This is a genomic window from Apibacter sp. B3919 (genome assembly GCF_026537405.1).
Classification (GTDB): Bacteria; Bacteroidota; Bacteroidia; order Flavobacteriales; family Weeksellaceae; genus Apibacter.
In genome coordinates this window covers 258,415-279,683 of record NZ_JAFNMG010000003.1, presented here as the reverse complement: position 1 = coordinate 279,683, position 21,269 = coordinate 258,415, and the positions used below count along the sequence as shown (strand labels likewise).

Annotated in this window: 16 protein-coding genes; 7 read left to right on the top strand and 9 right to left on the bottom strand. The window is 31.0% G+C overall.

All coding sequences use genetic code 11. The features are described from left to right. Positions 1–121 precede the first annotated feature (121 nt). On the bottom strand, positions 122–4,318 hold the full coding sequence (cas9, locus tag J3U20_RS07240; protein WP_160542580.1) for a type II CRISPR RNA-guided endonuclease Cas9: 4,197 nt from the start codon (positions 4,316–4,318) through the stop codon (positions 122–124). Between the two features lie 261 nt (positions 4,319–4,579). Continuing rightward, a complete protein-coding gene (locus J3U20_RS07235; protein WP_160578728.1) occupies positions 4,580–5,674 on the bottom strand; it encodes an endonuclease in 1,095 nt (364 codons plus the stop codon). A 176-nt stretch (positions 5,675–5,850) separates the two neighbouring features. On the opposite strand from J3U20_RS07235, the gene J3U20_RS07230 reads away from it, so the two are divergent. The 4 genes from J3U20_RS07230 (at position 5,851) to J3U20_RS07215 (ending at position 11,531) form a co-directional block, all read left to right on the top strand. Continuing rightward, positions 5,851–8,646 carry a TonB-dependent receptor gene (locus J3U20_RS07230; protein ID WP_160542578.1) on the top strand — a complete coding sequence of 932 codons (2,796 nt, stop codon included), beginning with the start codon at positions 5,851–5,853 and terminating at the stop codon, positions 8,644–8,646. Positions 8,647–8,686: 40 nt separating this feature from the next. Then, positions 8,687–10,015: a DUF5689 domain-containing protein gene (locus J3U20_RS07225; protein ID WP_160542577.1), complete on the top strand. Its 1,329-nt coding sequence runs from the start codon at positions 8,687–8,689 to the stop codon at positions 10,013–10,015. Positions 10,016–10,026: 11 nt separating this feature from the next. Continuing rightward, complete coding sequence (locus J3U20_RS07220; RefSeq protein ID WP_160542576.1) at positions 10,027–10,686, top strand: hypothetical protein; 660 nt, start codon at positions 10,027–10,029, stop codon at positions 10,684–10,686. Between the two features lie 89 nt (positions 10,687–10,775). Continuing rightward, the gene (locus tag J3U20_RS07215) at positions 10,776–11,531 is read left to right on the top strand and encodes an SDR family NAD(P)-dependent oxidoreductase (protein ID WP_160542575.1); all 756 of its coding nucleotides are present in this window, start codon (positions 10,776–10,778) and stop codon (positions 11,529–11,531) included. 8 nt (positions 11,532–11,539) lie between these two features. Here J3U20_RS07215 and J3U20_RS07210 read toward each other — a convergent pair whose 3' ends face one another. Continuing rightward, on the bottom strand, positions 11,540–12,262 hold the full coding sequence (locus J3U20_RS07210) for a shikimate dehydrogenase family protein (protein ID WP_160542574.1): 723 nt from the start codon (positions 12,260–12,262) through the stop codon (positions 11,540–11,542). A gap of 128 nt (positions 12,263–12,390) precedes the next feature. On the opposite strand from J3U20_RS07210, the gene mltG reads away from it, so the two are divergent. Continuing rightward, positions 12,391–13,413: an endolytic transglycosylase MltG gene (gene mltG, locus J3U20_RS07205; RefSeq protein WP_160542573.1), complete on the top strand. Its 1,023-nt coding sequence runs from the start codon at positions 12,391–12,393 to the stop codon at positions 13,411–13,413. Between the two features lie 10 nt (positions 13,414–13,423). After that, positions 13,424–14,419 (top strand): acyltransferase family protein, encoded by a 996-nt coding sequence (locus J3U20_RS07200; RefSeq protein ID WP_160542572.1) that lies wholly within the window; start codon positions 13,424–13,426, stop codon positions 14,417–14,419. Between the two features lie 26 nt (positions 14,420–14,445). On the opposite strand, the gene J3U20_RS07195 is transcribed toward J3U20_RS07200, so the two are convergent. The 6 genes from J3U20_RS07195 to J3U20_RS07170 form a co-directional block, all read right to left on the bottom strand. After that, on the bottom strand, positions 14,446–15,342 hold the full coding sequence (locus J3U20_RS07195) for a pseudouridine synthase (RefSeq protein ID WP_160542571.1): 897 nt from the start codon (positions 15,340–15,342) through the stop codon (positions 14,446–14,448). A gap of 80 nt (positions 15,343–15,422) precedes the next feature. Further along, positions 15,423–16,244, bottom strand: coding sequence for a UbiA family prenyltransferase (locus J3U20_RS07190; protein ID WP_160542570.1), 822 nt, complete (start codon positions 16,242–16,244; stop codon positions 15,423–15,425). 129 nt (positions 16,245–16,373) lie between these two features. Then, a complete protein-coding gene (locus tag J3U20_RS07185) occupies positions 16,374–17,300 on the bottom strand; it encodes a mevalonate kinase (protein ID WP_160542569.1) in 927 nt (308 codons plus the stop codon). Positions 17,301–17,779: 479 nt separating this feature from the next. Next, positions 17,780–19,408 carry a chaperonin GroEL gene (gene groL, locus J3U20_RS07180; RefSeq protein ID WP_105296415.1) on the bottom strand — a complete coding sequence of 543 codons (1,629 nt, stop codon included), beginning with the start codon at positions 19,406–19,408 and terminating at the stop codon, positions 17,780–17,782. 34 nt (positions 19,409–19,442) lie between these two features. Continuing rightward, complete coding sequence (locus J3U20_RS07175) at positions 19,443–19,721, bottom strand: co-chaperone GroES (protein WP_055426187.1); 279 nt, start codon at positions 19,719–19,721, stop codon at positions 19,443–19,445. Positions 19,722–20,010: 289 nt separating this feature from the next. Next, a complete protein-coding gene (locus J3U20_RS07170) occupies positions 20,011–20,556 on the bottom strand; it encodes an HdeD family acid-resistance protein (RefSeq protein ID WP_105296414.1) in 546 nt (181 codons plus the stop codon). Between the two features lie 180 nt (positions 20,557–20,736). Between J3U20_RS07170 and J3U20_RS07165 the strand changes: the two genes are divergently transcribed. After that, positions 20,737–21,267: an RNA polymerase sigma factor gene (locus tag J3U20_RS07165; protein ID WP_158254190.1), complete on the top strand. Its 531-nt coding sequence runs from the start codon at positions 20,737–20,739 to the stop codon at positions 21,265–21,267. Positions 21,268–21,269: the final 2 nt, after the last annotated feature.

Sequence of the window (21,269 nt, the reverse complement as noted above, 5' to 3'; positions counted from 1 at the left end):
CAAAAAGATGCTGTTGGGTTGTCTGAACAAAGTTATGGGTTGGTTTCAGGCTTTCTTTAAAATATGTATGGGCTATCTTGTTGTAGTTTATGAATTTACGGAGATTGGAATGTTGTTTTTTTCATTCTCCTATATGAACAATTTTCCCCATATGATTCAAACGAACTTTAACGATATTTCTAACCCCGCTAGGTCTTTCCCTCCTCCAGATTATTCTTTTTAAATTTGCATCATTAAATTCAATGCCGGTTTCCAAATGATGTCTAAAATAATAGTCTTTAGAAGCTAATTTTTGGACTCTGAATAGATGTTGGGAAATTAGATTTAAGTTTTTTTCATCGTTGATATCTAGATCATTCGGATTGAAATCTTCTGAAGGAAATAAAAACATCTCATTTTGTTTCATGGTAAAAAGAAATTTCCAACCCAGGTTTTCATTATAGAACTTATCAATTACGGGAAGTCCTTGATTTACTTTTTCGACCGCTTCAAAAAAACTGACTATTTTTTCCTGTAGGTTTCCTTCTGCATCTTCATAAATGGCTACATTATGATTATTTCCCGTACTCACAAAGTCCACCGGAATAGGTTTGCCGTTTAAATCTAAAAGTTCATTTCCGAAATGGTCTTTTTTAGTATGTAGCGATTCCACATTACTAACTCCGATTATAGTTGCTGTTTTAATGCAGATTCCTTTTTCTTGGTTTAGCCAAATGGGTTTTTTTTCCAAATCTGAAAAAGCTTCTTTAGCATTTCCATGAGCTTCTTTTAATCGAATTTTTAGTATGTTTTGGGTAGTGGGATCCAATACTTTTTCAATAGTTTTTTCATTTTTAAAATTTTCGGGGGTAATAGCTTTTCTTATAGTATAAACTTTTTCAAACCATTGGATGGTAACTTTTTCAGGAATGGTATCGGTTGAATAAGCATTCAAAAAAATCGGTTTTTTAGTTACTGAATTTTTACCGGAAAAAGCTTTTTTAGGATCATTGAAATGATCATTCAATCGTTTTAATAAAGCATTTTTGTATATAGGATTTTGAACCATTGATACCGTCTCATAGTTACATTTAGAAGAAATCATTATTTCTTTAGTCCGGGAAATTTTTGACATCCCATAAATGGTTTCTTTATGTAAAGGGCCTCTTGGCGTAAGTTCAAGCTTGGACGAATATCCGCCTTTTTTCTTAGGTTTATTTAAGTTTACAGTGGCTACCGTATTTTTAGTTTTGTATGAAACCAATATTTCTTTTAATTGCTTTTCGACTTCTTGTCGAAAATTTTGAGTTGGAAAAGTAAATCGAGAGAGGCTGCTTTCATTTTCATTGATTTTATCATATTTGATCTTCTTTTCAATAGCAAGAATAACTGCATGTCGTTTATGTTTTTCATCGTCCCGAGCATTCATATGATTTAAATATTGAATATGATTTCGGGATGTAAAAGCAACAAGTATAGCATCGAGAGCTTGATGACGATGGTCATTTCCTTTGTCCCAATCGATGATCATTTCTTTTTTTTCACCTCTTGAATTTTCAACCAACTTTGTAAGTCCGGCTTTACGGAATTTTTCAATATTCAATTCTTTCATAAGATCAGTTAAGTTCCAATCTTTACGTAATTTAGAAGTAATATCACTGCAAGTAGTAACCACATCGGGAGCAATTTCAAAAAGGAGTTCCTTAATTTTTCCGGCAATATATGGTGTATCTTGCAACTCTCTGTTGATAAAACTTTCTCCTATTTCGGAGCCTTTTTTACGTAAGTTTTTATATTTGGTTTCGGAAATAGCTCCTTTCTTATATAATTCTGAAATAACATATTGAAAGCGTTCTTCTTTCTCTTTTCCTTGATTAGATAGGTAATCGAAAGCAGTTAAATTACTTTTTTCAAGGTTTGCTTGCCTGGGAACCAGTACTTTATTGGAAAAGCTGTTATCAAATACTTTGGATTGCGGGATGATATGATCAACGTCATAGTTGTTTGTAAAAAGATAATTTTTATTTATAGGAGTATCAGTATATAAATCGTTAAAACCGTTCGCTTCCAATTCTAAATATAATCGATAGCGAGTTATATCGTTCTTTGAGGGGTTCGAAATATTAAATTCTTTTTTTAGTATTTCTGAATATTTTTGATATCGAATTTTAGCAGCATCCCTATTTTTTGAAATTTTTTCTCGCTCTTTAGCATTTTTTTTGAGCTCTTTTGCTAATTCAAGGCGTACTTCATCAAATGCACCATACTCATCCATTAATGAATTTACCAGGTTAATTAATTGGTTTATGACTTTTTCCACTACAGGGCTTCTCAAAGAATTTTTAGGTAAAATTTCGAGTCGATCTTTTAATTTGCGGTTATTACTATCCTCACGGGGCAGGGAATGTTTAGAATGTTTAGAATGTTTATATCCCGCCATTATGCATGCCTCACTAAAAGTATTTTCTTTACAATAGGGGTAAATTTTTCGCATTGCTTTACTACTTAAATTACCATATTCTGAATCATATGAGATGGAAGCAAAGAGTTGTGCATATTCCTTTTTAAATCCGAATTTAGTAGTTAACAGTTCCAACAATTTATCATTTCCCGAGGTAGAATTGTCTCCTTCATAAGAATATACTAAATGCCAGAGCTGATATGCGCTTTGATTTTCAAATTCAGGATTCGGAAGCAACGGGTCAAAATCTAATATAGAAGTAGAAATAGAACATGTTTCAAAAACAGATTTTACTATTTCTTTGATTTCTGCGGCAGGGATTTTACTGTCTCCCGGTTTTAATTCTTCTTGGTCTTCCGGTATGTCCAAAAGTTCAAAAACATTATATCCTTCCATATCTAAAATTTTAAGATAAATTCGGTAAAGCTGTTCTTGAGTTTGATTTCCTTCCAGGATTGTAAAATTGATTTTAGTTTCTTTAGAGGGTAATTTTAATAGGGATAAAGCCTTTAGTCCGGATAGGTTTCCTTTAATATTCAGTTCTGTAAATAGTATTTCTTTTTCTTTTAACGTCAACGGACGATCGCTTCCTTCCCTTTTGATGAGTACATTACCAAGGCTTTGCCATATTTTGAACTGTTGGAAAAGAGGGGAGGACTTGGGGGCAACCTTTAAACCAATTTTTTTCTTTTTCTTTTTTCCGTTTTTATTTATTTCAATTTCTTGGTTTTCAAATTCACAAAGATTAATTAATCTTTTTTGGGAACGAAGTTTACGTTGGTAAAAGATAACGGAATCTCGAATCTTTTTTTTTAGCTCAGGAGTAAGTTGAGGGTGGAATTGCGCTTGAGTTTCCCATATTTGCTCAAACTCATCAAGATAGTCTTGTCTCAAAAATACTTGATTTTTTAATTTGGTGTGAATATTTTTTGCTACTTGGGAAAAAAGATTTTCGCCTATTGTCTGTTGGTTGAAATAAAGCTCTTTACTTCGATCACTAATTGCGCCTAAATATCCGCTGGAATTAGTAATATGGTTATTTATTTCAGCCAAAACATAGGCTATTTCTTCAAGGGTTATTTTTTCCGAGACTGCTTGGTTTCTCCATTTAAAGGCTTGTAACTTTTTTTCATCTCTTTTCCCTTTATTTATGGCGATTCTGATTCCATATTTTTTTAGAAATAAAGCGGCAGTTGCTCTTTGTCCTTTTCCTTCCAGTTCTTTTTTAAAATCTTCGGTCAAAATGTCGGGATAATACTTTTTTTGAAAATCCCATAATGCGGACCATTCCTTTTCTAAATCGGAACGGTAAAAGTCAGGAATTTGCTTTTTCCCTTTTTTTATAAGTTGGTAAATATATTGCCCGGGAGTTAACTTTTTTTCATATAAAAGCTTAGCAATTTCCATTCCGTCTATTGTCTTCCCATCCTCATTGTTTTTTACTTTTCGACTGCTTTTATACCCTCTCTTTTTGTTTATATGAAGTAAAACCCTGGCTAATTCTTCCAGCTCTATTCTTTCTTTTGTTGCTTTTGCTCGATTTTTTAAGGTTTCGAAAGAGGTAAATTTACCTTTTTCTGTCAAAGAAGAGTTGGATGAAATAATTTGGTTTTGAAGTAGTAATGTGATTAAGTTATTTCTTCTCAGCTTAAATCGTTGAAGGTTTCTTCTAGCGCTTCTTGCTGAAGATCTTTCTGCATTGGGTGTTACAGACAATCCTTTCTCAAAATTATTCTTTTCATCTTTGGTTATAGGAATTACCCGCACTCCTAATTTGGAAATAGTATTTAAATTTGGATTTTCTTCATTTTCACGGACAACAGCCCAGCCAATAGAAGATACTCCTACGTTCAGGCCAAGAATTTTCTTAAAAGACATAATGATCTATTTGGTTTTAGTAATTATTCAATAAAAGTATAAACTAATTAGAAATAAAAAAAATGTATATTTATGATGAATTAGTTTAATTTATTGATTATATTTGAAGCAAATAAAATTTGAAAGCAATTCACAATAAGGATTATTCCGTTGTGAAAACATTAAAGGCGGGAATTATCTCGCTTTTTTTATTGGTATGTTGGTAAGTTTAAGCTGTTATAGTAGATGGTATTTTATAAGGATAATTTATATAAATTACACTCATTTAATTTCTTTAATAAGAATAGTATAAACCGGAAAATGGTCACTATATCCCCCCGTATAATTATTATTAGAAAAAGTACGGTAGGGATAGCCTTTGTAAGGACCTTCTTGTGTAATTAAATAAAAAGGCGCAAACACATTCATTCTATAAAAGTGATAACCTTCCTGATCTGTAACAAGGGCAGGAGACATAATTTGTTGATCGAAAAAGCTAAATGAATCTTGATAGGCAATAGTTCCTAATCCTTTTTTAAATAAGTTCTCTGCGGGATTATAATAAGAACCGGTTGTTACGTTTTCTTTTTTAGATACCGTATTTAACCCTTTTTTAATGCTGGGGCTGGTACAATCATCATTAAAATCACCCATAGCTACTATTTTTGCCTTTGGGTTGATGCTTATGAGGCTGTCCATTGCTTGTTTTAAGACTTTGGCAGCCGCCATCCTTTTGGGAAGACTTCTTTGTTCACCTCCTCGTCGGGAAGGCCAATGGTTGACGAAGAAATACATTTTTTCACCCTCTAACAGACCTTCTATCAGAAGTATATCGCGTGTATAATTTTTATAACCTTCTTGTCTGGGTAAATTAATTAACAGCTTTTGTTTATTTTGGGGGATAAACCTTGTTTTGTTATATAATAAGCCAACGTCAATGCCTCTTTCATCGAAAGAATTGAGATGAATAAATTCATAATTTCCTCCTCTTTTATTGATGGCTTCGCATAGATCATTCAATACATGCTCATTTTCAATTTCACATAAACCAATGATTACCGGCATAGATTGAGTTTCGGTTTTTCCGGTTTCGGATATAACTCGGCTGATGTTATTGATTTTTTCTTTATATTTTTTTGTATCCCAGCGTTTTGGTCCTTTATAATGGAATTCATCGGTTAAAATATGCTTTCTGACTACCTTTTTTCCTTTTAGTTTATTGAAGGATAGTTCACCTCGGTACACCTCATATCCGGATTGTAAAGCTTCATCTTCGGATACACTTATTTGATACTTTGGATCATTAGGATCCAGGGTGCCGTTAATAAGATCAGCAGATGGAATGGTGTCATAGAGATTTTCTACGTTATAAAACATGACAGTTGCTGATTTATATCGTATTTGTGCTTCAATATAGGTGTTAGCTGGTAATAAAAAAATAAAAACAAATATATTTTTTAAAAATATACGCATAGATCCGCTTTTTTTATATTAACAAAACTAAAAATAAATAATTATATTTGCTTCAATAGGCTTCTTGAAATTACTAAAAGATGATGAAATTTAAGTTATTGTATTGGATACTTTTTGTAAATCAGGTAATATTTGCGCAAACTATGATCTATGGTTATCTCAAAGGAGACCAGGATAAGCCTTTGGATCAGGCTGTCGTTAGCTTAGGTGAAGATCGTTTGATACAATCCAAATCCGATAGGGTAGGATATTTTCAATTTAAAGATGTAGCTGCCGGAACTTATCAAATCATCATTAATAGAGTAGGCTATGTGCCTTTAACTCTAACGGTAAAAGTTTTTCCTAAAGAAATGAGGAAAGATTTAGGAGTGATAAAATTAGAATATAATCCTTCTCAAGAGGATGAAGGTTTATTGACATTGATGGAAGATGATTTTTCGCCTGATGAAGAGAGTTCTCAATCAATGACCGGAATTGGGTTATTACAATCTTCTAAAGATGTGTTTTCTAAAACCGCCTCTTTTGAATTAGGATCTTACTGGTTCAAAGTAAGGGGAATTGATAACAGTTATGCAAATATTATGTTTAATGGTATTCCAATGTCTAAAAATCATACAGGAAAACCTGATTTTGGAAATTGGGGTGGTTTAAATAATGTTATTAAATATCCTTACGAATTAGCAGAAAATAATACCATCTCTGATTATTCTTTCAGCAATTTGGGAGGAACAACTTATTACGATACACGTTCTTCTTCTTACAGGAAAGGATTTCAGCTAACCTATTCTTTTTCAAATCGTACGTATCAACATAGAATCATGACAACGTATTCCTCGGGAATGCTTCCGTCAGGATGGGCTTTCACTTTTTCAGGTTCCAGAAGATGGATGGAAGAAGGAGTAATTGATGGGACCTATAACAATTCATATGCGTACTTCGCATCTCTTGAGAAAAAAATTAATGATAACCACAGACTAAATCTTACTGCATTCGGTGCTCCTACAAGAAAAACAGGAATGAGTCCTAATACACAAGAAGTATATGACCTAAGAGGTAAGAATTATAATTCATATTGGGGCTGGCAAGATGGAGATAAAAGAAATGAAAGGGTAAAAAGAATTTTTGAGCCGATATTTATGTTAACTCATTACTGGAATTTAAGCGATAAAACAAAGATAACAACTACAGCCTCATATCAATTTGGATATAATAAAAGTTCCCGTCTAAATAGGTATGAAGCCGATAATCCATCTCCAACTTATTATAAAAATTTACCTAGTTACTGGCTTAGTCAGGAAAATATGACGGAATATGAAAATTTTCTACATGCTTGGGAGACTAATGATCTCAACGTGACTCAACTCGATTGGGGATATTTATATAATACGAATTATCATGCTCCAACATATCAAGATCCCTACAGCGGGCAAATAGGCAGAAGGGCTTCCTATTTCCTGGTGGATGATGTTTATAAAGATAAAACCTTTAATGCTGCCACTCATTTGCAGACTTTTTTGAGCGATAATTGGAAATTTTTTCTCAATTTAAATTATCAAAATTTAGTTTCAGATAATTATAGAGAGGTAAATGATTTATTGGGAGCAGATTTTGTCGTAAATAAAAGTTCATTTATAAAGGGTGATGGTTCCGGTTCATCTACCGATGATTATAACAGCTTAAAACCGGGTAGTGTGGCAAGGAAAGGCGAGAAAACGGAATATGATTACCGAATGTTCAGGCAGGAAATAACAGGAAATGCTACCTCAAGAGTAACGTTAAACCATTGGGAGATGGCAGTATCATTATTATTTGGTTGGAATGAAGCCTATAGAAACGGAAAATTTAAACACGGATTATATCCGAATAATTCGTACGGAAAATCTAATAAAGCCAATTTTACAGAATTGGGTTTTAGAACAGGAATAACTTATAAGATTAATGGAAGAAATTTCATTATACTAAACTCCGCCTATTTTGAGTCTTCACCAACTTTAAATGAAATTTTTGTGAATTCCCGTTTAAATAATGATATAACACCTCATATATCCAATCAAAGAATAAATACTAATGATTTAACATATATTTTAAGGTCTCCTTCTGTGAAAGCCAGGATTACCGGATACTATACAAAGATAAAAGATGCGGTAGAAATAACACGTTATTATGCTAAAGGAGTTAGTTTAGATGAAAGTGAAGACGCGTTTGTTTCAGAAGTTTTAGCAGGTGTTGAAAAAGAATATTTGGGTTCTGAAATAGGGTTGGAATGGAAATTAACACCATCTTTAACCCTCTCCGGAATAGCATCTGTAGGACAATATACGTATAAAAATAATCCTAATTTGTACATACTTAGTGATAATTCACCGGGTGTACATGATTACGGATCTTCTTTCATTAAAAATTATAAGATTTCCGGAACACCGCAAAAAGCATATGTTGTTGGAATTAAATATGATTCGCCTAACTATTGGTGGGTAGGAGTTAGTGGTAATTTTTTACAAGATAATTATTCGAATATATCTTCTCTATCAAGAACCAAAAATTTTATTATGAAAGATGATGCTTTTCCCTATGAGGGAGCTACTCAAGAAAATGTTAAATCAATTATAAAACAGAAGCAATTTCAAGATGTTTTTATGTTAAATGCTTCTTTGGGTAAATCTCTTAAAATGGGTAAATATTCCCTGGGTTTAAGTGCTTCGGTAAATAATATTTTAAATGAAAGAGGATATGTTACCGGATCATTTGAGCAAGGAAGATATTCCAATTATGAACAATTGGAAAAAGATAAATCGTTGGCCTATCCGCTTTTTGGCAATAAGCTTTTTTACGATAGAGGCAGATCGTATTTCATAAACGTTTCTTTTAGATTTTAAATTAATGCTGAAATAAACGATAAATTTTAAAATTGAAAAAATGATTAAAAATAGTGTACTATTTATATTTATATCTTGGTTTCTCTTGGCCTGTGTACATGATGATGATTATAAAAATCCGTCAGTAAATCAAGGTCGGCTAATGCAAGCAACTGTATATATTTCCGATCTTTTAAAAACAGCTCCTGTTTTTACCGGAAAAAATGGTATAGAGGCACAAGCTTTTACAAATGGCGAAATTTTAGAGGGTTATGTTATTTCAACAGATCATGCCGGGAATATTTATAAAAATTTATTTTTAGTAACTGAAGACGGAACTCAAGGGATTGTACTCAGCATTAATAAATCCAGCTTATATACTTATTATCCGCTTGGGTCTAAACTATATATTAAATTAGATAATCTCTATTATGGAAAGCAAAACGGTATGGTTCAGATTGGTATGCTTCCCACACAGCCGGAAAAATATGTCGTCGATCAAATATCTCCTTCAATTATGAAATCGAATATTATCTTGGGTAAAGATCAAAAAAATGAAGAAGAATTGGTTATTAAAAGAAATTCAGACGGTAAATTGTTAACTGCAAGAGAGGTCAATAATAATGAAACATATTTGTGTACCTTGGTTGAAATTAGCGGAGTAGAATTTAATGAACCGGGTAAGACATTTGTAAGAAACAATTCAAGCACTGACAATCAGGTAAATACTATAAATCTCAATTATTTTGCTGTACCTATAAGTAATTATGCTTCTTTTGCGGGATATAAAATTCCCTATGGAGAGGGTAAATTGAGAGGAATTATGACCCGATATGATGGGATGTATAAAACCTATAGATTAAACCTGAGAACTATAGAAGATGTCAAAGATTTTCCACTTACTCAACCTTTTTTTATTGAAACTTTTAATAAGGTTTCAAATGTATCCGTAAGACCTAAAATAAATAATGCAAACGGTTTTGATAATTCTCAATCGGTCACCTATAGTGATCCTTATGGAAAAGCAGATATTAGAACTTCAGGAACTTCATTTCCTTCCCCTTTGGTATGGTTTCCGGCAAATACTAATGCTTCATTAATTATAGATCATATTAATACATCCGGTCATAAACAAATGGTTTTATCGTTTAAACTCAATGTAGGCATTTTTAATTCATTGGATATTGGCTTTGTGGATGATTTAATAGTGAAATGTAATGATGTTGAAGTGGAGCTGCCCCATATTGCTTTAGATATAAGCAACAATAAAAATACATTTTATACTGTGCGAATTCCTATTCCGGATGATACTCAAAAAATTGAATTTTTTGGATCAGCAAGTAAAAATAAAAAAGGAATTAGGATTGATACGATACAATTGGAAGATTAATTATTGAAATGATGAAATTTAAATACATATATTCACTTATAATAATTGGATTGGTGGTTAAGGGATTTCTTATCTCCTGTGTTGATAATGATGACTACTCAACGCCCCCGATTCCTCCAAGCGGATTTTTTAAAGAAACTTTTAATAAGGTAACTAAAGTCAAGGGAGGAATAATTATTTCAAGTCCATGGCCTAAAGTATCTGCGGTTACTAATTTTGATGGAGAAGCAGAAGGAGCAGTTTATTCGGATCCATTTAGACTGGCTGATATTAGAAAATTAAACGGGGCCAGTGAAATTGCCAAGAAAGAATTTTTTATATGGTTCCCGGCAAACAAAGAATCATCTTTAATCATAAGTAATATTCCATTAGGAAACCGGAAAAATATAGCCTTGAGATATAATTTCAATGCAAATATTTATAACTCAGATGATATTTCTAATACAAACAAGCTAAGAATTAGATTTAATGAGAAAGAGCTGACTTTACCCGATATTGAACTCAATGCATTCAACAATAGAAACAAATACAAAGGCGTAATGATCAGAATTCCGGATGAAATTTTAAAAGAAATTTCAACCTTAGAATTGATTAGTGAAGCGGCAAGTAATGATAGAGGTTTTAGAGTTGATGATATTGAATTGGTTGAGAATTTTCCGAATTTTGAATAAAGGTAAATAATAAACAAACTGTTTTTTATAAGCTATTTTAATTGGAATAATTTTGTATATTTAGTAAGTTAATTCTTTAAAAATAGTATATGCAAAAAACAGCTTTAATTACCGGGGCTACTTCAGGTATAGGTCAAGCTACGGCGAAAATTTTCGCTGAAAAAGGAATCAACCTTATACTCTGTGGAAGACGAAAAAGTAGATTGGACGATATAAAAAAAGAATTGGAAGATAAAGTGAAAATAACCACTCTTTCATTCGATGTTGGAAATAGAGAAGCGGTATTTTCTGCAATAGAAAGTTTGTCGGATCAAAACAAGAAAGATATAAATATATTAGTAAATTGTGCAGGAAATGCCCATGGATTAGACACATTTTTGGATTCTTCAATTGATGATTTTGATTCGATGATCGATTCGAATGTTAAAGGCCTTCTATATGTATCCAAAGCCGTCGTGCCTATTTTAGTTGCCAACAAAAAAGGACATATAATAAACATAAGTTCTATTGCAGGAAAGGAAACTTATCCAAAAGGAACGGTTTATTGTGCTACCAAACATGCCGTGGAAGCAATCAGTAAAGGAATGAGAATGGATTTATTAACTCAAGGGATAAAGGTTACCAATATTGCTCCGGGTGCTGTTGAAACTGAATTTTCCTTAGTTCGATTTAAAGGAGACCAAAAAAGAGCAGACTCTGTTTATCAGGGTTTTGAGCCTTTAGTTGCAGAAGATATAGCGGATGCTATCTATTATGCCGTTTCAAGGCCCGACCATGTACAAATTGCGGACATGACCATATTTCCGAAAGCTCAAGCTTCCGGAACGTTATTTGACAGAAAATGATTATTTAGTTACTTATTTTCATACCAGATATTCCAGGCATGATCAGCTTGTAAATGGAGCATTTCCAATCCATTTTTAATTTGTGAACCTGCTTTTTTTCCCAGCTGTAACAATTTAGTTTCTTCCGGATTGTATATCAAATCATAAATTAAATGTTCAGGGGTAAAAAATTGAGCGGGTACAGGGGGGCAATCTTCTATATTAGGATAAGTTCCTACCGGTGTTGTATTTATAATTAAATTGTGAGATGAAATTATTTCTTGGGTTAATGAGCTATAGGTATTTATTCCGTTTCGGGAGATGATTGTATAAGGTATGGAAAGATGGTGTAATATATAAGCAACCGCTTGGGAAGCTCCACCGTTACCTAGAATTAAAGCCGAATGGTGATGAGGTTTTAATAAAGGAACTAATGAGTTTTTAAAACCGATTGCATCGGTATTATAACCTATTCTTTTTTTATCTTTAATTTTAACCGTATTAACAGCTCCAATTTTTTCAGCCTCAGGACTTAATTCATCTAGAAAATCTAGTATATCTTTTTTATAAGGAATGGTAACATTAAAACCGAGTAAATCCGGCGTGTTAAAGAGTTTTGAAATATCATTTTTGGAAGGAATATCAAATATTTTATAGGAAAAATCTTTTAATCCCATTAGTTTAAATTTTTCCGTGAAATAATTTTTGGAAAAAGAATAAGAAATATTTTTCCCTAATAAACCTAAAATCATATTTAATCAACTTGAAGTTACTAACAAATATATAAAAACCCGAGTTTATATTATACAAATTAAATAAAGATATGTATTTTTGCAGCGTTTAATCCTAATTGGATGTTTGTCGAACCAAGTAATCGAATATGAAAAAAATAATTATTATTATAATAATTTTGTTTTTATTACTTTCGTTGGGATTAATTATAATAGGCGTTCCTTATTACAAAAAATATTACAGCTCTAATGTCATACAGGAAAAGCTTATATATATCCCAACACGAGCTAGTTTTCATCAGGTAAAAAAAATGATAGCTCCTTATCTTAAAGACATCGAATCTTTTGACAAAGTAGCTTATGCCGAAAAATATCCGGATAAAATAAAAGCAGGAAGGTATAAATTAAATGTAGGCGAAAATAATAAAGATTTAATCAGGCGATTGTTATTAGGCAAGCAAGATGAAGTTCATTTAAGAATTAAATCATATGATGACATTTATGAATTAGCTTCCGATTTAGGTAAGAATTTAGAAGATGATTCTTTGCATTTTATAAATTATTTTAAAAAACAAGCATCATTAAAAGGATATAATGATGTGGAAGAGCTGAAAATATATTTCACTCCTGAAACCTATTATATGGACTGGAATACTTCTCCGGAAAAATTATTTTCAAGATTTGAAACTATTCATAACCGTTTTTGGAATGAAAAAAGAAAAGCAGAAGCCGATAAATTAGGTTTGTCTGTTTTAGAAGTTTATACCTTAGCTTCCATAGTTCAAAGGGAATATGTAAAAAAAGACGAACTGCCCATCATCGCCAGCTTATATCTTAATCGTCTAAAAAAAGATATGAAATTACAATCGGATCCTACTGTTCAGTATGCTGAAAGAAAAGTATATGGCTTTAAGGTTCAAGTTAAGAGAGTAAAAAATGTATCTATTGATTCTCCATACAATACCTATAAGTATAAAGGTTTACCTCCTTTACCTATTTGTATTCCTAATGATTTTGTAGTCGATGCCGTTTTAAATCCGGCTACAACTGATTATTTGTATATGTGTGCCATAAGAAATACCGGCAGACATGCCTTTACCTCGAATCCGGCAGAGCATATGAAAAATGCCAGAGACTACATTGATTGGTTAAATTCGCTCAAAATAAACTAAAATAAATATTATGAAATTAAATTTACTGAGTAAATACAGAACCATATTGATGGGTTTTGCCATTTTATGGGTAATGTTTTACCATTCTCACGTGTATGTAGGTACATCAAATTTTTTAGAATTCTTTAAACGGATAGGCTATGGAGGAGTGGATATTTTTATATTAGTATCCGGTTTTGGTGTCTATTTTTCTATCCATAATGATGATTCAATAAGACATTTTTATAAAAAAAGAGCATTACGTATATTACCTTATTACTATCCAATTGTTATAGTAGTAACTATCGTAGCGATAAAATTGGGGATTTGGAAATCGGATGCTTTATTTTATAATTTAACTACTTTAGGATATTGGAGAAATGTGGGTTTAGGATATATATATGATTGGTATATTCCAGCACTTTTGTTTTTATATCTTTTAACGCCTTTATATTACAAATTTTTTAAAATAAATAAGACCGTGACTACCCTGTGTGCTATAGCAGCAGCTTATGTATTTAGCTATTCAACACATGGTACATATGAATATCTTTATAATTTAACATTTAGGATACCTCATTACGTTATAGGTTTTTGGTTAGCTGATTTTTTAATCAGAAATAAGGAATATGAATTTAATAAAATTACAATAGTTTTATTTGCATTAAGTTTAATAGTAGGAGTATGTCTTCTTTATTATTTTTATTATTATACTCCTTATTTTGAAGAATATGGAATTTATGTGGCTCCTTTTATTCTTATAACTTTGCCATTGTGTATGTTTTTATGTTATTTCTTTTCTTTGTTTAAGTCGTATAAATTTCCGATTCTTACATTTTTAGGAATACATAGCCTTACCTTATTTATATTTCATGAGAAAATTCTCTATTTTTTTCATCTGTTTTTGCCATCCAACATTGAAAATATATGTTCATTTATTGTAACATTTATTTTAGCGTATGTATGGCAAAAATTAGTTGACAATATTGTTAATAAGATAACTATTAAGAAAAAAATAACTATCTAATAGAAGAATTATAAAATATCAAATAATTAAAGCATTTTTAAAGTATTAACTTCGAGGTCTGTGAGAATTCTCCAGTAACCTCGTTTTAATGCTTTTTTTGTTAATCCGGCAAACATTACCCGATCGAGCTTTTCTACCTCATATCCTAACCTTTCAAACATTCTTCGAATAATACGGTTCCACCCGATATGGATTTCAACTCCTACTTCGTTTTTTGGAGCTCCTTCAATGTAGGATATCTTGTCAACCTTAGCTATTCCCTCTTCAAATCGTAAACCTTCCAACAATTTACCAAAATCTTCAACCGAAACTTTTTTATTTAATGTGACATGATAAATCTTTTTAACTTCATGGGAAGGATGGGTTAATTTTTTAGTAAGATCTCCATCATTAGTTAAAAGAAGTACACCGGTGGTTTGCCTATCCAATCGGCCGACAGGATATAAACGATAAGGAGAAGCATTGGCGACTAAATCCAATACGGTCTTTCTGGCCTTTTCATCCTTAGTGGTTGAAATATAACCTTTGGGTTTATTCAAAAGTACGTATACATTTTTCTCAGGACGAATATATCTTCCGTCAAAAAATACTTCATCGCCCGGTTGTACTTTATACCCAAATTCTGTAATAATTTTTCCGTTAACTTCAACAACTCCATTTTGAATAAATATATCCGCTTCTCTTCTGCTGCAAACGCCTGAATTTGCTATATATTTATTAAGTCTTGTTCCCTCATTTTCTTTGGGAGTTTTAGGTAATCTTTTTCTAAATGGAGCAGTTGATGCAAATCGTTTTTTATCCTCGAATTTATTTTTTTTACCAGGTTTATTTTCCTTTTTATCATTGGCTTTGAAATATTCTTTTTTATGAGACTTTTCATTTCTTCCAGAGCCTCTTCTGTCGTATGATTTATTATTTTTCATCTGTTACAAATCTATGTTAATATACCTTTATGATATATGTGAATATAAATGGGTAGAAAGCTGTTTTTAAACAAACTTCATTAAAAGTGCAAAGTTAAGGGATTCCCATCAATAAATACTAGAGAAATAGTGCCTAAAAAAATCCAAAATTTGATCATAAATATTAATATCTGAATATATTGAGGTTTACTTAACCAGATAACCACAATCGAACAAACGCATAATAGTATGGTTAGTAAATAATAAAGTCGTATTTCATAAAGATGAGGTTCGCAACTTAATTGAAAGGAAATACCTAATAATAAACAAAATAATATATTTAATATAACTTTGGTAGGTATAATACCTAAAGTATTAGGCAAAGTATGGTAGTTAAATAGATGATCATATTTATAAGAGAGAAGATCTTTACAAATATCTTTTATGAATATGATAAAGAATAAAAATCCGGAAAGATATAAAATGTAAGAAGAAAAATTTTCATAAAATAAAAACAGTGCTAAAAAAGGAAAAAGCATGATTACAGAATTAGTCAAATTATTGATAAAAACTATTCGACTGAGTTTATGGCTGTAAAACCAAATGATAAATTGATAGATTAGAAAAAAAATAAAAATACGATAAGATAACACTATGGCAATAGTTAAAGATATGAAATTGAAGAAAATGTAAAATCGTAAAGCTATTCCATTACTGATAAATCGTTGCAATATAGAAGTTATCGGCCTATATATCATATCTTTTTCCTGATCGTAAAAAAAATTTATTATATAACCGGCCATGGCACTTAGTGAGGAGGATAAGACTATACCATGAAGCTTTATATTTTTTAAATTCTCAACAATATTTTTTTCATCACCAAATAAATAGATAGCAGAAATATACATGGCTAGAATTAGCATAATTACATTAAAAATTCTAACTCTAACCAAAAAAGAGAGGTTAATTAAAATTATTTTTTTTCCTGAAGAGTACATCCATTAAGGATATTAATCAGGTAAAAATACAAAAAAAAATTAAGGGATTTATAATTAAAAACGGTATACGACTTCTTTTTTGTAATTTTTTAACATTTTTTCAGTAGCTTCATAATCCTGGGTAAAGCCTAAGATATATCCACCACCTCCGGATCCGCAAAGTTTCAAATAATAAGTATTAGTATCTATACCCTTTTTCCAAATTTTTAAAAATTTTCGAGGGATCATAGGGGTAAAATGATTTAAAGCCCACAGAGAAAGATGTTTCAAGTTTTGAAAAAAGGACCCCATATCTCTATTGAGGAAAGAATCTATGCAATTGTTGTTATATTTTATAAATTCTTCTTTTAATGTTTTTCTAAAACCTTCATTTTTAAGTTTTTCGAAAAATATCTGAACCATAGGTTCTGTTTCACCGGGCATACCGGAATTAATTAAAAAAACAGCTCCTTTTCCGTCTTTGCTCTCAGTTAATCCTATTTTGTCAACATCTGCATTAGGCTGAATTAACAACGGGATATTCATATAACAGATAAGAGGGTCAATACCTGAACTTTTTCCGTGAAAAAAAGATTCCATTTGTCCTAAAACATTTTTTAAATCTTTTAAATCAGTTTTTAGAATCTTATCAGATGAAATTTTATTTACAGAATATTTATCGAAGATAGCAGCTACCAGAGCACCGGAGCTACCAACCCCATACCCTTGAGGAATATTAGAATCAAAGAACATTCCTTTTTCAATATCTTTTTCAAGCTGAGAAATATTAATCGAAAATTTTTCAGGTAATGATAAAGTTTTCAAATAATCTGCAAATTTATGCAATGATTTATTTGATTTTGATTCAATTTCATTAAGTTCTGATGAAAACTGTAAGGTTCCTTTGTAGGCATTGTAGGGTAAGGTTAACCCTCTTGAATTTTCAATAATTCCATATTCTCCAAAGAGTAAAATTTTTGCATAAAATAAAGGATGCTTCATATTTTAATATTCTTCAAAAAACGTTACAAATTTACACATTATATTAATTTTATAATTAAAATTTAACTAATATTTTTAAAAACCTTTGACAGTTTCTTATTTTAAAAATTACTTCAATCGAATGGCTTTATGAACAAAATAATATTGCTGATAATGAATAATTTGACATAAATTTTTCAGTAACTAGAAGATTAACTTAATCGTATACAAATTTTTTGATATTGCATACGTATCAGTAATTTTTTTAGGTTTAGATATAATTGCTATTATTCATCTAATTAGCGAGTTACCTTGTTGTAGACGGTTTTTTAAATAAGAAGTTAAGTAACTGTAATGTATGAGTAAAAATAAATTCAACAAATAACGGTATAAATATAAAATAAAGAATATTCTAAAAATCAATTGAATAATTTAAAATAAAATAAAAAAAATCCCGGAATTCCGGGATTTTTTATTTTTATAAAGAAAAAATGTGATTATTACATCATTCCCGGCATTCCTCCACCCATTGGTGGCATTGCAGGTTCATCTTTTTTAATATCAGTAATTACACATTCAGTAGTTAATAACATTCCGGCAACAGAAGCCGCATTTTCTAATGCAACACGAGTTACTTTAGTAGGGTCAATAATTCCGGCGCTGAACATATTTTCGTATTGTTCAGATTTAGCATTGTAACCGAAATCATCTTTTCCTTCTTTAACTTTATTAACTACAACAGAACCTTCACCACCGGCATTAGCTACAATTTGACGAAGTGGTTCTTCAATAGCTCTTCTAACGATTTTGATACCGGTTTCTTCATCTTGATTAATACCTTTAAGAGATTCAATTCCGTTAATTGCGCGAACTAAAGCGACACCACCTCCGGCAACAAAACCTTCTTCAACAGCAGCACGAGTTGCATGTAATGCATCATCTACTCGGTCTTTTTTCTCTTTCATTTCAACTTCTGAAGCAGCACCTACATATAAAACAGCTACTCCTCCTGCTAATTTAGCAAGTCTCTCTTGAAGTTTTTCTTTATCGTAATCAGAAGTAGTATTTTCAATTTGAGCTTTAATTTGAGCTACTCTTTGTTTGATGTTTTCATCACTTCCAGCACCGTTAACGATGGTCGTGTTATCTTTATCAATTGATACTTTTTCAGCAGTACCTAACATTTCTAATGTTGCTCCTTCAAGAGTTAATCCGGCTTCTTCAGAAATAACGGTTCCTCCTGTTAAAATAGCGATATCTTCTAACATTGCTTTTCTTCTGTCTCCAAATCCCGGAGCTTTAACAGCAGCAATTTTTAAAGACCCTCTTAACTTATTTACTACTAAAGTAGCCAATGCTTCACCATCTACTTCTTCAGAAATAATAAGTAAAGATTTACCATGTTGTGCAACCGGTTCTAACACTGGAAGTAAATCTTTCATGCTGGATATTTTTTTATCGCATAATAAAATATATGGATTTTCCAGCTCAGTGATCATTTTATCTGTATTAGTTACAAAGTAAGGAGATTGGTATCCTCTGTCAAATTGCATACCTTCTACTACGTCTACGTAAGTATCTGTACCTTTTGCTTCTTCCACAGTGATAACACCTTCTTTTCCTACTTTACCGAAAGCTTCAGCAATAAGTGAACCGATAGTATCATCGTTATTTGCAGAAATTGATGCAACTTGTTTGATCTTTTCTGAATCAGAACCAACTTCTTGAGATTGTTTTTTTAATTCTTCAACAACAGCAGCTACTGCTTTATCAATCCCTCTTTTTAAATCCATTGGATTTGCACCCGCAGCTACATTTTTTAATCCTTCTCTTACAATAGCTTGTGCCAATACAGTTGCTGTAGTTGTTCCATCACCGGCAACATCATTGGTTTTAGAAGCAACTTCTTTAACCATTTGAGCTCCTAAATTTTCAATAGGCTCTTCTAATTCAATTTCTTTTGCAACAGTAACACCATCTTTAGTTACATGAGGAGCTCCGAAAGATTTTTGTATAACTACATTTCTTCCTTTAGGTCCTAAAGTAACTTTAACAGCGTCAGCTAAAGCATCTACCCCTTTTTTAAGGGCATCTCTAGATTCAATATTAAATTTTATATCTTTTGCCATTTTAATTTTTTTAAGATTTGAGTATTTGGTTTAATTAAACAATTGCTAAAATATCAGACTCTCTCATTATAAGATAATCCTTTCCATTAAGTTTTAGTTCAGTTCCGGAATATTTACCATATAAAACTTTATCACCAACTTTAACAGTTAACGGTTCGTCTTTTTTTCCGGCTCCTACTGCAACTATAACCCCTTCTTGTGGTTTTTCTTTAGCACTATCAGGGATAATGATTCCTGAAGCTGTTTTTGTTTCAGCAGCTGCCGGCTCTACTACTACACGGTCAGCCAATGGTTTAATTGATAGTTCTGACATATCTATTATTTTTAATTTTTATATTATTTTTTTAAACTAATTGGTAATACCCTTTTCTTTTTTCTAAAAATATGCCAAATAAAAGTTTTATGACAAAAAGAAAGTAAACGCGTCAAGGTGTCAGATGACTTATATATACTGTTTAAGTGGGGTATTTATTTTTATAAATAAGTATCTGTAATACAGTGCAATAAGTTTAAAATACGTTTAAAAAGTTAAGTATAAATGAAAAAACCTTTGATAAAATAAAAATATCAAAGGTCTATAATGAAATATAGATAATTTAAAATTAAACTATATTATTTTTTATTTTTTTAACACTAAAAGATAAACTGATGTAATAAATTCCTAAAAACAACATAGATATGCTAACCCATATTAGCAAAGCGGCTAATCCTATTGGAGGGAATACCACTATTACAAATGAAAGGATAACTTCCAGTATACCTAAAGTTAATAACCATCCCCAATTACTTAACCCCATGTTCTTAATATCAAACGAGTGGCCAATTAAACTAACTCCTTTAAATAACAGCCAGAAGCCAATAAAGAAAGATAAGATTCCCATTTGAGTAAATATATTGGAGGATATTAATATAATCCCTACCAATAAATCTAAAATACCACCGGCCAAATACCATCCCCAATTGCTGGTATGAGTATTACTTAAAGAAAAAACAATTTCGAAAATACCAAAAACCAGAAAAGAGACAGAAAAAAATGTTGTTAAGAAAATTAGTGATGGAGTAGGAGACACCATTACTATAATACCTGCTAAAATGAACAATATGCCTAAAAGGAGCATAATCCACCAATTTTTTATAAATGATTTCATATAAATTTTATGTAATTATTAGGATAAGATAATTTCAAAAATAATGCCATGAAATTGTTATATACAAATGGAATAAAGGTTGATAAGTGCTCATATAATAAGTGTAACTATTAAATTTTTATTTTTTTAATTAGGTATTATTATTGTAGATTGTCAACTAAAAAAGAGAATAATTTCAAATTGAAAAATAAATTAGATCTATTACAGCTAATCGAAGAAGCAAAAAATTCCAGGCAACAGGCTCAAAGTAAAATAGTAAATTTATTTTGGAGTGATATTAAGTCCTATATTTTTTCTTTAGTGAAAGATGAAAATTATTCAGAAGAGCTCACTGTTGAAACCTTTACAAAAGTTTTAAGTAAGTTAAATTTATACAATTCTGATTTTGATTTTAGAACTTGGGTTACTTCCATTGCACATAATTCAGCCATAGATTTTTTAAGAAAAAAAAATAAGGATAAAAATAAATTTTTAGACGATGACTATCAACAGCCAAGAGATTGGGAACCATCGCCTGAGCAGTTGTTTATTGATAAACAAAATTTAGAAGCATTTGAAAAAAGATTAAATAATCTTCCTGAAAATTATCGAAAATTAATTTATTCACGATATGTAGAAGGTAAAAAGCTTAAAGATATAGTTGAAGAAACCGGTTTATCTTTAGCTAATGTAAAAGTAAGCTTGATGAGAGCACGTAAGCTTTTATCTTAAAA